Origin of the sequence: Desulfitibacter sp. BRH_c19, assembly GCA_001515945.1 — a bacterium.
Lineage (GTDB): Bacteria > Bacillota > DSM-16504 > Desulfitibacterales > Desulfitibacteraceae > Desulfitibacter.
Map to the genome: position 1 here is coordinate 155,849 of LOER01000046.1, position 14,884 is coordinate 170,732.

A 14,884-nucleotide genomic window follows, 5' to 3' on the forward strand; every position below is an offset into this window, starting at 1 on the left:
TTAATAGGCCATATTAATTTGAAACTACTCCTTGTATCCCTTGTAGGTTGTAAAAAACCTGTACTTCAGCACCTTGATTGAATTCATTCCATTGTTCCTCATCTACATAATAGGCTCCTGAAATTTTGTCTGTTCCAACCATTAATGCAAATCCCATAGGATCTTGAACCTTATTAGTAATATATCCTGCTGTCTCATATCCAGGACCAAGATAAGCAACTTTTCCAGAAATATCACCTGGCAATCCTGCACTAATAATTTTATCAAGTGAAATCTTAGTATCTACTATATCCCCAGGTTGTAATTGTTGCCACAAAACTGAGCTTACTTTCACTTGATCTGTTATTATAGATGTCCCTACGATAATTAACTCTTCACTTGGTTTATCTAGAACAGTACCCATAATATTATAAACCTCTATAGGCATCTTGCCTTCTTCACTTCCTCCGATAAAAGGTACACTACAGCCAGTTACAAAAATAGATAATATCATTATAATAACTGCTATTTTAATTGTTTTCACATCTGAAGCCTCCATGAATATTGTATTTATTACGAATTAAGGGGTGGTTGACACTATCTGAAATACATGTTAATATAGCTAGTGCAGTTAAAATTTAATCTGTGCCGAAGTGGCGGAATTGGCAGACGCACTGGACTCAAAATCCAGCGGTGTTAAAACCGTACCGGTTCGACTCCGGTCTTCGGCACCATCTCAGAAAATTATTAAAGCCTTGAATTTATCAAGGTTTTTTTATTTCATCTTCCTTAATATTATCGTCATATTTTAGCAACACTTTAGGAAAATTCTTTTCTTTTTACTCTTTCTATAGTTTTATCTGCCCTTACAAGTCCGGAGCCGTGCTTTTCTTCTGTCAAATAACGTAATTTCTCTGCTGAATTTGCTAGAATATTAGTTAGCTGAAATGGACTAAGTTTGGAATCAATCTGAAGCATCAGGGCTACTACTCCCGATACATGAGCAGCTGCCATGGATGTACCACTAAGGCTACCATATGACCCATTTTTGTAGGTAGATAAAACTCTATCTCCTGGAGCCATTAGATTAACTCTTTTATTACTATTACTATACCAGGCAGGAGTATCATTTACTGTAATTGCTCCAACAGCAATTGTTTCTGCGTATGCTGCTGGGTAATCTATATATTTCTGTGAACCATTATTTCCAGTTGCCGCTACCATTACAATACCAGCATTATAAACCGACTTTATAGCTTTTAATAAGATGTCATTATGTTCACTAGTTCCCAGACTCATATTGATTACCTGAACTCTATTATCAATACACCACTGTAGGCCTTCAAGTAGGTTAGATAGGGTTGCGTTACCTTTATAATCTAAAACTTTTACTGGGTATAGAGATGCTTTGGGAGCTACCCCAACAACACCAAGTCTGTCATTGATGGCACCGATAATTCCTGCTATGTGGGTTCCATGTCCGTTATCATCATTTGGAACTATATATGGATTAATTAAATTTATGCCTCTTACTAAATTATCTTGCAAATCGGGGTGTCCAACTTCTATACCTGTATCTAACACAGCAACTTTAACCGCCTTACCTGTGGAAATGTTCCATACAGTATTTGCACCTATTCTTTCAATACCTTGGGGAATAACCTGCTTACCAGATACCCAACCTTGGGAAGGAATTCCCAAGCTTCTAAGCTTCGTTTCACTTTCTTCATACGGTTTCTGTAAAGAAATTATTATATCGTCTAATATTTTTTCAATTTCCTGATCAGCATCAGCATCTAACACACTAAAACTAAGTTTCTCTGGTATAAAGCATGATATCCCATTTATTAGAGGAAGTATTTTAACATCAGTAGCTCCATATTTTAATTCTAAATTTCTTGCAAAAAGCTTAAGATTTTTGACAAGCCCTGTCTTATACATAATAATCGTTCGTTTTCTCGTTAACATTTTATGTCACCCCTTGAGAATTTCTTATGTTATCCCAGCTTGTAATACTACCATTTTATGAACTCAAAAGTTATTTTGTTCCATGTTTGGGTTATTTTTCCTATTGGGCTTATTAGCAGCTTCTCTAAATAAAAAACAGCCGAGACTTTAAAATGCCGGCTGTTTACTAATACACTATATTATCCAATAAACTTATGCTCTTTTAGAAGTTGTACTGCTGCTTCTTTGTCCTCTTCGGCTATCTGAACAATCGGGCCAGTACAACCCATACCCGTTGTTGCATAAATACCATTTTTCCACAATAATTGTGCAGCCTCATCAAGCTCCAAAATTTCTATTCCTGGAATATCGTCAGTAACTATCTTGGCAGGCGGTGGTGTAACCGCATGATCTACATTATATTTCTTAACAGAGCTAGATGAGCTTTCTATTGAGCTTATAAGTTCATTTAGTCCTGCTTTTTTTGCTTCTGCAAAGAGTATTTCCACTTGGTTTAGAAGCTTCCCCTTTGCAAGATCACCTGCATATTTGATTGCATTGGCAACTACTGGTGCTCCAGATGCCCTTGAAAGAATACAGATAACTCTATCGTATTTTTCTCCAATGCCAGGACCATATCCGTAACCAGTAGACTCATAATTGCCTCCACTTGAAAAAGCTGAAAACATTTTCATTAAAACATTCCCTGTCAAGCTATCTGTTACCATGATGTCAGGTACTCCAAGTAGAAGATCGTTGCCACGCATAACAACTCCACCATCACTTCTGGCAGATTCAGTAAACTTAATAGGAAAGCCATTATCTTTTAGATGTCTTAAAGCTCTTTCCAGATGCCTTGCTCCGTCGATATTTAGGATCCCTATAGTTGGGATACTATTACCAGATGCTTTAGCTGCTGCTATTCCATAAATAGCGTTTTTGAGCATGCCTGATACCCGTTCAGTAGCAGATGTTCCTGTTGTAGTTGCTAAATACATTTCTTTACCTTTACCAGGAGTGATTACCTTTCCAACAGTAGAGACTCCTATTGGAAAATTATAATGCATTGTAACTGCAGCATTTAACTCACCACTACAAAGCATTTCATCCATTAACTTATGGGCATGTTTTTCATCAATAGCCTCAATAATTTCTAACTTTGTTTCTACTCCATGGCCTATCACAACTACTTCTAAATCAGGATTGCTATTTTGAGCCTTTTCTGCCCCTGAGACTATTTCATCTTTTCCTAATTCACTACCAAGAATTGTTATACCAACTCTTGTTTTACTTCCAAACGTACCTGTTTCAAGGGCGTTTGCTATTTCTTCAAATATATCCCCTATGGAACTTTTTATTGCTATATTGTCCAAACCGTCACCCCCAATCTACGCCTTAAGTGTGTCAGCAAGATTTCTCATAGCATCAGCTATCATCTTACGTACTTCTTCTTTATTTACACCTGTGCCCTTTATACCTGAGTTCTTTTCAATTACGAAGGAAACCCCGTCAAAAAGGTTTGTGAGGCGTCCCAAAAACAGACTTCCCTTTCCAATGACCATAACTCTATTAATATCACCTTTTAAGATTAAGTCTCTGGCAAATCCTATGAATGGAACTCCCGAAGGAATATGGCCCTGAGTTGGCGCAAAGCCCGGCATTCCAAAACGAGCTACCTGAGCATCAATTTCTGATCGATCAAACTCTCCCTTCTTCACACCATGAGCAGCAATCATTTTGTAATTCGCCTTGGGAACATCTCCAGCACCAGCTGCTTCAGTAATCTCTGGATTTTGCATTTCAACGGAAAACTTATCTATATCAGATACTCTCCACCCAACCTTTTCTATGGGATCAAAAACTATTGCTTGATTTAGTGCCTGTGGAGATGCACCCGAACCAATTTTATGTCTACCAACCACGTCTGTTCTAATCACAGGACTTATCCCATCATTTTCACCAACATGGATGGCAAAAGCTCCTAAAACATCTTCAAGAATTGGCATATCTTTTGCAACATGATCCTTACCATTCATACCAAGTTTTGCTACTGCTCCCCCCGCAACTACAACCACATTATTAAATACTCCTGATTGTACTAATGCAGATGCTTGTATCATCCCATGGGCGGGTGCTGCACAAAAACCACGCGTATCTGAACCTGTAGCATTAATGCACCCACAAATCTCACCAATAGCCTTGGCAAAGTTTCCTCCACCTCTTTGATTCATATCTCCGCAGGCCTCTTCTGAAGTTTCTATAATATAGTCAACTTGAGAAGCTTCCAAATCTGTTTTTGCAAATAGTAGTTTTAAAGAAACTACTGCTGATGCTTTAGCAACTAAGTTTTCAAACATTATATGTTCAGTTAAAGCTGGATCACTATCATGGGCTTTTTTAACGCAACCAACTAGTTTTCCTTCATAGTACAAAGGCTCTGCTCTATGACCGTTAACAAGTTTTTCTATTTCTTCAATTTCTGCTGGATTTCTATCTAATTTATCATTAGCCTTTATATCTCTGAAAACTTTATGATTAATGATTTTTTCTTTAACAGTAGCCTGAAAATCTTTCTCAAGGTAAACTAGGTCAAAAGAATCAACTACTTTTATGATTCCTAAAAACAATTCTTCTGGGACTATCTCACCATATTTGCCTTCACTATTTGCATCACTTATTGAATTTTTAAACCAAGGTCTTTCTATATTATTCAATTCCATTGGAACTATATTTCCGATATAGACCTGATTTGGTGGATACTTTATAGCATCTTTAAAACTTCTTAAATGTTTTGGCAATTTAAGAAGGTATTCAGAATCCGGATTCTTTTTCCGCTCAGAAGTTTGGGTAGTTCCCTGGTGAACTACCATATCAGGAGCATGAACCAATGCATAGCTCGCACCCTTTATTACAGGATAATTCATATAAAATTCACCCCCATATTATGTTTTTGGGTAATGAGTTTTTATGCCCATTACCCAATGTATTTACTAATAGCTTTTTGTCATTTTTATTCCAATGTCCTATGTGGTAAATTGTTCTCTTATTTCTTTTACCTCTTTCACAATCGCGTCTAAATCTAAAACCATTTCCATCATACTGATATGTTCTTCATATACTGCTGGATCTACTTCACCCTTAATTTCTTCTTCAAACATATGATATGCTTTGAGTCCCAACTGGACTCCAGCTAATGGACCTGCAAAGGTTGGATCTCCATTGGCTACAGTTTCAGCAGCTAATCCGGATGCTTCAGCTTCAGCACCGCCTAAAACAACTACTAAATTTTCTGCTCCATGTTTGTCAAAAAGATCCTTAATCCTTGCCTGGTTTTCCAGGTCCATTGCACCTGCAGCTGTTCAAACAAAACATTCTGTGGTAGAAAAAATCACTTCGCCACCAGCACTTTTTATACATTCATCAATAGCTGGCCCAGGAATTCCATCCCTATCACCTAGGACAACAACTTTTTTATCCTTAAGCATTTTTATCCCCCTTCCAATTTTTTGAGCTTATTTTTTATTATTAAAATTGTCTACAATAATTCATTTATTTTTACTTCTACATCCTCTGCAGTAAAATCTTTAGACATTTCTGCTGCTTTTTCTCCATCTTTATAAATGACTATAGTAGGCAAACCCATAACTTTTTGTCCTATTGCAAGACGGCGGTTCTGGGATACATCAACCTTTCCAAACTTAATATTGCTACCATACTTTTCTGCAAGAGCTTCAATTTCTGGCAATAACTCTTTGCAAGGTTCACACTTAGGACTCCAAAAATCAACTAGCACCAATCCAGAAGAACCCAATACTTCAGCCTCAAAGTTTTCCTTATCAAACATCTGCACCTTTAACACCTCCATGATTTTTTAAAAAATATATTATTACTAAAGTAATCTTTAATTCTTAATTAGTATTTGCGGCAAGTTCCTTTATGACATCTTTCTTAAGTAACCCAGATAACCTATTAACAACTTCACCTTTTTCGAAAACCAAAATTGTAGGTATACTGTTAACATTATATCTACTTGCAACCAAATGGTTTCTATATAAATCTATCTTTACCAGCTTAGTATCCGTAAACTGTTCTATATTCTGTTCCAAAAGAGAAACTGCTTCAATACTCTCCTCTGATTGAGGACTCCAAAAGGCAACTAAAACGGTTTCCTTAGCATCTAAAACCTGCATTTTAAAGTTTTCTTCCTCTGCCAAGTACTTATCTGCAGCAAATGCTGCAATAGCACCGTCTGAAGCTGCTGTTACCACCTGACGAAGAAACTTTTGATTTGCATCTCCTGCTGCATACACACCAGGTATTGATGTTTCCATTTTTTCATTAACTATAATGTACCCATGGTCATCCAAGGCTATTTTTCCCTTTAAAAATTCTGTATTTGGTACATATCCAACAAAGAAAAAGACACCATTAGTTTCAACTTCACTTATTTCCCCTGTTTTTAAATTTTTTATAGCAACAGTTTCTACAAGGCCGTCACCCTTAATTTCGTCTAAAACTGAGTTCCAAATAAAATCAATTTTAGGGTTAGCAAAGGCTTTCTCTTGACTAGCCTTATTGGCATCTAATATGCCTTCATCATGGATAACTATAACTGTTACTTTTTCTGCAAACTTTGTGAGGTATATTGCTTCTTCTATAGCTGCATCGCCATTTCCTACTACTACAACATCTAACTCTTCATAAAAATCAGCATCACATGTGGCACAGTAAGAAACACCTTTACCGATAAATTTCTTTTCTCCTTTAATGCCTAAAGATCTAGGATTGGCACCAGGACAAAGTACTACCGTTTTCCCGTAGAATTCTTCGCCTTTCTTAGTTGTAACTATTTTAATATCCCCATCAAGATCCAGATCGCTTACAAATTCTTTCTTGATGGATACACCAAACTCTTCTGCATGCTTTGTTATGGACTTCATTATATTAGGACCAGTTGCGCCCCTTCCAAAGCCTGGGTAATTCTCCATTTCCTCTGTGGTTGCCGCTTGACCACCTGGTCTTCCCTTTTCTAGTATTAAAGTCTTCATCTTGGATCTTGCACCATAGATACCTGCTGTCAACCCTGCAGGTCCACCACCAACAACAAGTATATCCCAAATTTGTTTAGTCATTTTTTCATCCCCCTTGCAACTTTTCTCAATTATATCCATAAATTTACATTTTGTTTAGGCAGTAATTTACTTTTTAAGCCCCTAAAAGATAGAAAAAATCATGCAACAAAAACACTATGTTTTTCAGTATAATACTATGGGTATTGTAGCATGATAACCCTAACTACTCAATATCTTTTCAATAATTTTATCCATTTTTCCATTAAAGACAGAATCCTACCAAATGCATATTATATTGACTTAAATAAGGAGAATTTATTATATCTAAGGGAAGGTGTGATCTGGGATAATTTATTGTTATTAGTCAGATACTATTTGTTGAAGGGATGTGAGCTAAAATAAAAATAGCCATTATGGGTGCGGGACTGTCAGGCCTTTCTTGTGCAATTACATTGGAGCAAAATGGCATATCCCCTACCATATTTGAAAAACGGAACCAAATAGGTGATCGTTTTGTTAATGGGGAGATTTTGCTCTCAATTATGTCACGCCCAATTAAAGATGATATAGCCTATCTATCCCAAAAACATGGAATTTTCCTTAGACCTACAGGTAACATCAATAAATTTATCTTACATTCAGAAAATGAGACAGGAGTAATTACCGGCAATCTGGGTTTTACTAATATCCGTGGTAGAGATAAAGATTCCTTTGAATGTCAATTAGCACAGCAAGTAAAAAGTAAGATTTTTTTCAATTCGAAACAAACATATGAACATTTACTTAAAGATTTTTCACATGTAATACTCGCTACTGGGGATGGGTCTTATGCAACAAAAATACAGCCTTATGAGCAGGATTTAACTGTTTCTCTTAAGGGTTTTACAATTGTTGGTGATTTTAATAGATACACTATTGAAGCCTGGCTGAATAACGATATAGCTCCCAAGGGGTATTCTTATTTGATACCATTATCCGAAAAGGAAGCAAATATAGTAGTAGCATATCCAGATTATCCAGAAAACAGTACTGTAGAAATAGGGGATAAATTAGATATATTGCATAGTTTGGTTTGTAAAAATCTTGATCAAGATTTGAAGATAACCGATAGCTTCCAAATAAAAAACTATATCATTGGCAAGTGTCATTCACCCAGAATAGGTAATACTTTATTTGTTGGTAATTGTTTTGGTTCTATAATGCCATTTTTAGGCTTTGGACAGATGTCAGCAATACTCACAGGAGTATATGCTGCTTATGATTTACTTGGGAAGGGGCAATACGAGGATTTAACTAAAAGGCTCAGGTCCAGCTATAATAATTCATTAGTTATTCGTAGGTCTATGGAAAAGCTTGATAACTCCAAATTTGATTTATTGGTCAAGGGGTTAAATGGACCGCTAGGAAATAAGCTTTTTACTGCAAGTAGGGTTGACTTTCTAAAAGCTGCTAGCTATCTATTACGTCCACTAGTAGCAGTTACAAAAGGCTAGGCTAATTGTAATTTATCACGTACTAACCTTCCGTAAGACCCCCACTTCTAAAGTGTGGGATAACGGATGCTAAGTTCCTGATTGGTTCAACTAACATCAGTAGGGGATGAAGAAAACCCCTACTGATGAAGTTTCACTTTATAGAACTGTATTCAGCTGTGGGTTCTTTTACGAAGAAAACCACTATGGGAATAGTCATTACTATCACAAAGAATGTGAAGAGAAATGTCATGTGGACGCCACCTATCTCACCTAGTATTCCTGATATAGCTGTTTGACTTATCATGCCAATGCCCATAATAAACTCTAAAAAGCCCATTCCAACTCCCCTATATGCGGGAGATGTAAAATCAGCTACTAAGGTAATGCATAATGGAAAAACAATACCTGTACCAACGCCACCCATAAGTGCAGCAAATAAAAATATAGAAAACTCACTTGCAATAAGGAAAGTTCCTGCCGATAAAGAGCAAAGAGAGAGTCCAGCAATAAATACTTTTTTTCGTCCAAACCAATCAATAGCCCTACCACAAATCATAAATGAGCTCAAACGAGATAGCCAAAAAAAGGTGAAAATAACTCCTATCCCCATATGAGCTACTCCAAATGAATCTGCAACCTTTGATAATAGTCCCCATAAAGAATATAGGAATCCTGCATATGCAAACCCTGCATAACATATGGGCCATATTTTCTTAATCTCAAAAAGCAGACTACTAATATCACCTGAGCCAAGTTTTCCATTATTAAAATGACTTTCTGTTTTTCTTTCCTTTACACCTATAAGAATGGTACCGAAAACGATAATCCCTAGTATGGGGTAGAATGGAAATACTTGGGTTAAACCTATATATTCCATTACATAACCACCTGCAAGTGTACCTGTAGCCACGCCACCACCATATGCTGCCGAAAAATGGCCCATAGCCTTTCCTCGCCCTTGAAAGGTTGTATTATCAGCCACTATTGCTTCAGCAACTGGCCACAGCATACCCCTACTCATTCCTTCTAATGTTCGAAAAGCTAATAAAGCTATGGGCGTTGAAGCCAAATAGTAGCCTGTGGAAGCTAAGATGGACAACGTTATACTAACTAATAGTATTCTTTTACGACCTAGCTGATCTGACATTCTTCCTGAGAAAACCGTCATGGCTGCATAAGCAATTGAATAACCAGTCATTAAAAAGCCTAACTGCTTGTAACTAGCACCCAATTCATCACCATAAAGAGGAATTGCTGGAGCAGTCATACCTTCTCCAACGGATATGAGAAAAATGAATAATCCCATGAAAAATAATGTCCTTCTAGAATCATTTTGATTAGTAAGCATTTCCCACATCCTAACTTCTACACAAACTTCACACAATGCATTAGTAATAATAAAACCATTTTAAGCTTTTTGGTTGTAAAATGGAAGGCTTTAGTTAGAATCAAGGCTCACAATTAGTTTGTCTAATTCCGCAATTATTTCCTTATCTATGGGGTCTGGAATATGATTATCAAGTATTCTTACTACTTCATCATTAACTATATCACCTAAGCTTCTCTTTCCGCTTGTTTCCCAATTAGCATAGCTGTGCCTAGTAAACAGTTTGGGAGAGTATATTTTTCTAAAATGATCTAAGGTATGCTTTTCTGCCAAGAAATGGCCTCCTGGACCCACATCATGTATGATGTTAAGAGCTAGATCGTCTTCTTTAAAGGAAATACCACTTGTTACATGTTTGATCAATTCTATCATCTCATCACTAAATACTATCTGTGAAAGTGAAGACGTTAATCCAGAATCAATATAACCTATATCGTGAATTAGATTTCCTCCAGATAAAGATGCTAGCAGCAAACTATAAGCAGCTTCAGCAGCAGCCTGCTCATCAAAGGACTTAGCATCACTACAACCTCCCGTACTAAACACAGGTAAACTATAATACTCGCCCATCTCAGTTAATGCCGCACTTGCAACATGAAACTCAGGGGCTCCATATGGATGAGCCATTGTTTTCATATCTATTGCTGTAATGGTTCCTCCATATATAAATGGAGCGCCTGGTTGTTTTAATTGATGTATTACAAGACCACTTAATAACTCAGCATTAGCCTGTACAATTGCTCCAGCTAGGGTTATTGGTGCAGTAGCACCTGCCATTATACCTACAGTATGAATTAGGGGAATTCTATGTTCTGCACAAATGAGAAGCTTACTTAATGCATCTTCTGCATGTCTAAGAGGTGAAGTAGATTCAGAATACACAGCAAGCATAGGTTTTTTTCTAAGGTCTTCTGAACTACCCATTGTTATTTGGGCCATCTTAATAATGTTGTAAACATTATTGCCGTTTTGAGCACTAACAATAATAGGTTTTGTTGTGTTTCTTAGCATTGCATCAAACTCATGGATATATCCCATTTCCGGGGATGGGTGCCTTACCAGGTTCATTGACATTACAAAATCAATATTATGTAGGTAATCACATAGCTTTGCCATATTTGCTACATCTGTTTTTTCTGCGAGTCTTCGTTGTCCACTAAATGGATCTATAGTATATGGACAGCATGACCCAGTTCCAAAATAGCTTCTTTTCCCTTCTAAGAACATGTTTCTTTCTCCATGTCTATTTGCCATAACAACTCTAGAAGGGGTAGTACTCAATGCCCTTTTTACTAGTGCTTCAGGGATTCTAACTAGTTTTTCATCTATAATAGCTCCAGCTTCCCTGAGTAGGGAAATAGCTTCAGAATGTAAAATTTGCACTCCCGTATTTTCTAATAACTCCAATGCTCCAAAATGGATATCTTCTCTTTGGTTGTGGGACAAAAAACATAGTGATGGAGTAAGCTGTATTGATACATTACTTTTCATAGATTTTACCCCCAATTTAAACTACACAGATCTATTAACTATACACTCTATCCTTTACCTTTAAGTATTCAGACAAGTAAGCAGAAGTCTCCTTGTCTAATTGATTTTCATTATCACTTTCTAATATTTTCTTAACTTCTTCATTCGCCCTTTGTGCCATAGTTGTTCCACCTTTTTCCTTCCATTCATCATATCTATATCTATTTATTAATTTGGGAGACCAATGCTCTTGTCTGAAATGTTTAAGAGTATGCTCATGGGTAACAAATTCACCACCTGGGCCTACCTCCTCAATTACATCAATAGCTACTGTTTCATCATTGATCTGGTATCCTCTAATAATACGCCTTACTAATGAAATTGTCTCATTGCATACTGTCAGGGATGCTAAAGACTGAGTTAAACCTGACTCTATATAGCCTACATCATGAATAAGATTAGCTCCGCTTAAACCTGCTAACAGTAAACTATATGTCGCTTCTATTGATGCCTGATTATCAAAAATTGGAGAATCGGAACAACCTCCAGTACTAAAGACTGGTAACTTATAAAACTGTGCAAGTTGTGTGATTACTAGACTATTCATATGCCATTCAGGTGCTGCATATGGTAATATGGATGTTTTCATATCCATAATTGTGGCAACCCCTCCGTATATAAATGGAGCTCCCCTTTTCTTCAGCTGGTGGATAACTAGACCACTTAGCAGCTCTGCATTAGCTGTGATAACAGCACCTGCCATTGTGACAGGACCTGTAGCTCCTGCCATTAATCCAGGGGTATAAACTATTGGTATCCCGTTTTCAGCACAAGTCAATAGCTTATGGGTGCCCTCCGGACTATGCATTAAGGGTGAGATAGGTTCATTATAGCAAGCAATAAATGGATTTTGCTTTAATTTATCTAGTCCTCCAGCTACTATAGAAGCCATTTCAATTATGTCAAGTAATCCTTGCCGATGGTGTGCTGTAAATACTATAGGTACCGTTGTGTTGGTGACCATAGCATCAAATTGATGAAGATCAGATGTTGCTTCGGGCACATCACATGCTATTCCCATAGACATCATGAAATCTATGTTTTCAAGCGCTTCTACTACTTTAGATGCATTTACAACATCTCTCTTAACACTACGCCTTCTTTCACCTGTGTAAGTGTCTATAGTATAGGGAAGGTCAGAACCTGGCCCAAAATATGGTTGGTTTTTCTCTAGGAACAGTTTTCGGTTTCCTCCTCTATCTGCTAAGACAACTCTTTGCGGAGAAGTTCTGATAGCTTCATCCACTATCCAAGATGGTATACGGACTTTATCCTTAGTTACAAATGCACCGGCTCCAGCAAGCAGTTCTAAAGCCTCGGGTTCATCAACCCTAACTCCTACCCTTTCTAATACTTCTAATGTTTTTAAGTGGATTTCATTTATCTGATCATCTGAAAAAAAACTAAGGTGAGGCGAAGCAAATAATGTTTGATTAGGCTTCATGGTAAATCATCCTCCTGTTATTAAAGAATTGACTAAATAGCAATTTAAGATAATGGACTAGTTCAGTTGTCTTTCAGTACTGTATTCCTAAGATTAATTTAGGCAGAAACATAGCTACTTGTGGTACATAGGTTGTTATCAATAGCGTGGGTAACCATGCAAATATTATCATATAAAAAGAAGGCCCAAGCATTTTGTTTAGACTAGCTCCTCCGACACGACTACCTAAAAATAGTAAAGGTGCAGTTGGTGGAGTTATATTACCCATACCAAGATTCACCCCTAAAATAGCTGCGAAGTGAATAGGGTTAACCCCTATGATTATAGCAACAGGCAATAAAACTGGAGTAGTTAATAAAACGGCACTTACATCGTCCATTAGCATCCCAATAATTATCATAAATACATTCAACATCATTAGTATTACATACTTATTTTCTGATATGGCTGCAAGGTATGCCATTATGGTCTGTGGCACATTTTCCATTATATATATACGACTTAGAAGCATAACTGCATATAGCATTACCATTATTACTCCAGTTGTTGTGGCAGTTTCTATTAAAACTTTTAAGAAATTGTCACGATTTAGACCCTTATAAACTAAGAAACCAATGGGTACCGAATAAAAGACTGCTACTGCCGCAGCTTCTGTAGGTGTCATTATTCCTGCATAAATTCCCCCAAGCACTATAAATGGCATTGCCAATGCCGGTGTAGCCTTTAAGGTTCTAATACCAAAAACCTTCGCTGTGGTAGAAAGATCTAATTTCTCGCTAACCTTTATGTTCGTATTATTTCTTAATAGAAAATAGTTTACCGTACATAAAAGTATGGTTAGAATTATCCCAGGAATAACTGTTGCTAAAAAACATGCAAGAATGGATTGGTTACCGATCCATCCATATAGAATCATTATTGCACTTGGTGGTATTAACAAACCAATAACTGATGCATTTGAGATTAATGCTGCCGTATGCCCTTTAGGATACCCTGCCGCATATAACCTAGGTATCATTACTGTTCCAATACATGACAATGTTGCAGCTGCACTACCCGTGATAGAACCAAATATGGCACATGAAACAATAGATACTGCTCCTAAGCCTCCTTTAAATCTGCCAACTAATATATCAACTACATCGGCTAGCTTACCACCTATTCCACCTTTTTCCATTAGTCCTCCGGCCATAATAAACAGGGGAATTGCTAACAATACGACTGTGCTCATCTTACTAAATCCGTAAGGCAATAAAAAGCCAGGGTCATATCCCAATGCATAAACCAAATAGGCAACAGCGCTAAAAAAAGCAAAAGGAACAGGAACTCCTATTATCAAAGTTATAATCAGTACTACTAACGCTATCTCTATATGCATTAAAATGACCCCCTCTTCTGATTACTAGTTATTGGATCTCCTGAAAAAAACTTTTTAATATCTAGATACAGATAGACCACAGAATATAATGACATTAGTATAAACCCAATAAATATGGCACTTTGAGGAATAACCATGGGTATGCTTAAGACAGGTGACTTTGCTTGTTTAACTATACCCCATATAAAAAAATCTAAGGCCCAATAAGTAACTAGCAAGCTTATGCCTGTTGTTATTGAAGATGCTATTAACTTCAAAAAATCCTTAATTTTTTGATTTTTTATATATACCGAAACGATATCAGCTTTAATATGGCTTTGTTCATAGCTTCCATAAGAACTACCCATAAAATAGAGCCAAAAAGCAATAATTACTATGAATTCATCTAATCCGTAAAAATCTAACTGTAATAGGTAACGAAATGCTGCTTGAGCACTAATCCCTAAAATTATTAAGATACTGCAAATAATCATGATAGTTTGTTGGAATTTTACTAAAGACTTCCATATTAAAGAAAAAAATCTATTTACTTTTGATAAGAGAACAGGCATTTGTGTCATTTTTTATCCTCCGTTCACGTTCACTTAAATCCTCAATCCTTTAAATAGTTCCAAAGGGTCAGGGGAAATTTTAATTTCCCCTGACTACTTTAAGACAGAGAATTACACTCTT

The 14,884-nt window shown here is 36.7% G+C and carries 14 protein-coding genes and 1 tRNA gene; 2 read left to right on the plus strand and 13 right to left on the minus strand.

Going from position 1 to position 14,884, the window contains the following annotated elements; all coding sequences use genetic code 11:
* Positions 1 to 13 precede the first annotated feature (13 nt).
* Positions 14 to 523 (minus strand): hypothetical protein, encoded by a 510-nt coding sequence (locus APF76_10110; GenBank protein KUO48978.1) that lies wholly within the window; start codon positions 521 to 523, stop codon positions 14 to 16.
* Positions 524 to 626: 103 nt separating this feature from the next.
* On the opposite strand from APF76_10110, the gene APF76_10115 reads away from it, so the two are divergent.
* Positions 627 to 713: transfer RNA gene (locus tag APF76_10115), tRNA-Leu, on the plus strand.
* Between the two features lie 85 nt (positions 714 to 798).
* Here the strand turns inward: APF76_10115 and APF76_10120 are convergent.
* The 7 genes from APF76_10120 to APF76_10150 form a co-directional block, all read right to left on the minus strand.
* Positions 799 to 1,947, minus strand: coding sequence for a hypothetical protein (locus APF76_10120; protein ID KUO48979.1), 1,149 nt, complete (start codon positions 1,945 to 1,947; stop codon positions 799 to 801).
* 179 nt (positions 1,948 to 2,126) lie between these two features.
* Positions 2,127 to 3,299: a glycine reductase gene (locus APF76_10125; GenBank protein ID KUO48980.1), complete on the minus strand. Its 1,173-nt coding sequence runs from the start codon at positions 3,297 to 3,299 to the stop codon at positions 2,127 to 2,129.
* Between the two features lie 15 nt (positions 3,300 to 3,314).
* Complete coding sequence (locus APF76_10130) at positions 3,315 to 4,850, minus strand: glycine reductase (GenBank protein ID KUO48981.1); 1,536 nt, start codon at positions 4,848 to 4,850, stop codon at positions 3,315 to 3,317.
* Between the two features lie 99 nt (positions 4,851 to 4,949).
* Complete coding sequence (locus APF76_10135; protein KUO48982.1) at positions 4,950 to 5,270, minus strand: glycine/sarcosine/betaine reductase complex protein A; 321 nt, start codon at positions 5,268 to 5,270, stop codon at positions 4,950 to 4,952.
* A gap of 15 nt (positions 5,271 to 5,285) precedes the next feature.
* Entirely contained in the window at positions 5,286 to 5,417 is a 132-nt protein-coding gene (locus tag APF76_10140; GenBank protein ID KUO48983.1) for a glycine reductase, read from the minus strand.
* Between the two features lie 44 nt (positions 5,418 to 5,461).
* The gene (locus tag APF76_10145; GenBank protein KUO49096.1) at positions 5,462 to 5,770 is read right to left on the minus strand and encodes a thioredoxin; all 309 of its coding nucleotides are present in this window, start codon (positions 5,768 to 5,770) and stop codon (positions 5,462 to 5,464) included.
* Positions 5,771 to 5,834: 64 nt separating this feature from the next.
* Entirely contained in the window at positions 5,835 to 7,058 is a 1,224-nt protein-coding gene (locus APF76_10150; protein ID KUO48984.1) for a pyridine nucleotide-disulfide oxidoreductase, read from the minus strand.
* A 338-nt stretch (positions 7,059 to 7,396) separates the two neighbouring features.
* Between APF76_10150 and APF76_10155 the strand changes: the two genes are divergently transcribed.
* On the plus strand, positions 7,397 to 8,491 hold the full coding sequence (locus tag APF76_10155; GenBank protein KUO48985.1) for a dehydrogenase: 1,095 nt from the start codon (positions 7,397 to 7,399) through the stop codon (positions 8,489 to 8,491).
* Positions 8,492 to 8,624: 133 nt separating this feature from the next.
* Here the strand turns inward: APF76_10155 and APF76_10160 are convergent, their stop codons facing one another.
* The 5 genes from APF76_10160 to APF76_10180 all read right to left on the minus strand — a co-directional run bounded on the left by APF76_10160 (position 8,625) and on the right by APF76_10180 (position 14,772).
* A complete protein-coding gene (locus tag APF76_10160; protein KUO48986.1) occupies positions 8,625 to 9,821 on the minus strand; it encodes a hypothetical protein in 1,197 nt (398 codons plus the stop codon).
* 90 nt (positions 9,822 to 9,911) lie between these two features.
* On the minus strand, positions 9,912 to 11,351 hold the full coding sequence (locus APF76_10165; protein ID KUO48987.1) for a hypothetical protein: 1,440 nt from the start codon (positions 11,349 to 11,351) through the stop codon (positions 9,912 to 9,914).
* Between the two features lie 34 nt (positions 11,352 to 11,385).
* Positions 11,386 to 12,834, minus strand: coding sequence for a trimethylamine methyltransferase (locus APF76_10170; protein KUO48988.1), 1,449 nt, complete (start codon positions 12,832 to 12,834; stop codon positions 11,386 to 11,388).
* A 73-nt stretch (positions 12,835 to 12,907) separates the two neighbouring features.
* Complete coding sequence (locus APF76_10175) at positions 12,908 to 14,212, minus strand: C4-dicarboxylate ABC transporter permease (GenBank protein KUO48989.1); 1,305 nt, start codon at positions 14,210 to 14,212, stop codon at positions 12,908 to 12,910.
* Positions 14,212 to 14,772 (minus strand): hypothetical protein, encoded by a 561-nt coding sequence (locus APF76_10180; GenBank protein ID KUO48990.1) that lies wholly within the window; start codon positions 14,770 to 14,772, stop codon positions 14,212 to 14,214. The genes APF76_10175 and APF76_10180 overlap by 1 nt, the downstream gene beginning before the upstream one ends.
* Positions 14,773 to 14,884 lie beyond the last annotated feature (112 nt).

Excerpts from the sequence above, each read along its gene's own strand:
- APF76_10120 (KUO48979.1), bottom strand. The coding sequence starts at position 1,947 with ATGTTAACGAGAAAACGAACGATTATTATGTATAAGACAGGGCTTGTC.
- APF76_10130 (KUO48981.1), bottom strand. The coding sequence starts at position 4,850 with ATGAATTATCCTGTAATAAAGGGTGCGAGCTATGCATTGGTTCATGCT.
- APF76_10135 (KUO48982.1), bottom strand. The coding sequence starts at position 5,270 with ATGGACCTGGAAAACCAGGCAAGGATTAAGGATCTTTTTGACAAACAT.
- APF76_10145 (KUO49096.1), bottom strand. The coding sequence starts at position 5,770 with ATGTTTGATAAGGAAAACTTTGAGGCTGAAGTATTGGGTTCTTCTGGA.
- APF76_10150 (KUO48984.1), bottom strand. The coding sequence starts at position 7,058 with ATGACTAAACAAATTTGGGATATACTTGTTGTTGGTGGTGGACCTGCA.
- APF76_10160 (KUO48986.1), bottom strand. The coding sequence starts at position 9,821 with ATGCTTACTAATCAAAATGATTCTAGAAGGACATTATTTTTCATGGGA.
- APF76_10165 (KUO48987.1), bottom strand. The coding sequence starts at position 11,351 with ATGAAAAGTAATGTATCAATACAGCTTACTCCATCACTATGTTTTTTG.
- APF76_10170 (KUO48988.1), bottom strand. The coding sequence starts at position 12,834 with ATGAAGCCTAATCAAACATTATTTGCTTCGCCTCACCTTAGTTTTTTT.
- APF76_10175 (KUO48989.1), bottom strand. The coding sequence starts at position 14,212 with ATGCATATAGAGATAGCGTTAGTAGTACTGATTATAACTTTGATAATA.
- APF76_10180 (KUO48990.1), bottom strand. The coding sequence starts at position 14,772 with ATGACACAAATGCCTGTTCTCTTATCAAAAGTAAATAGATTTTTTTCT.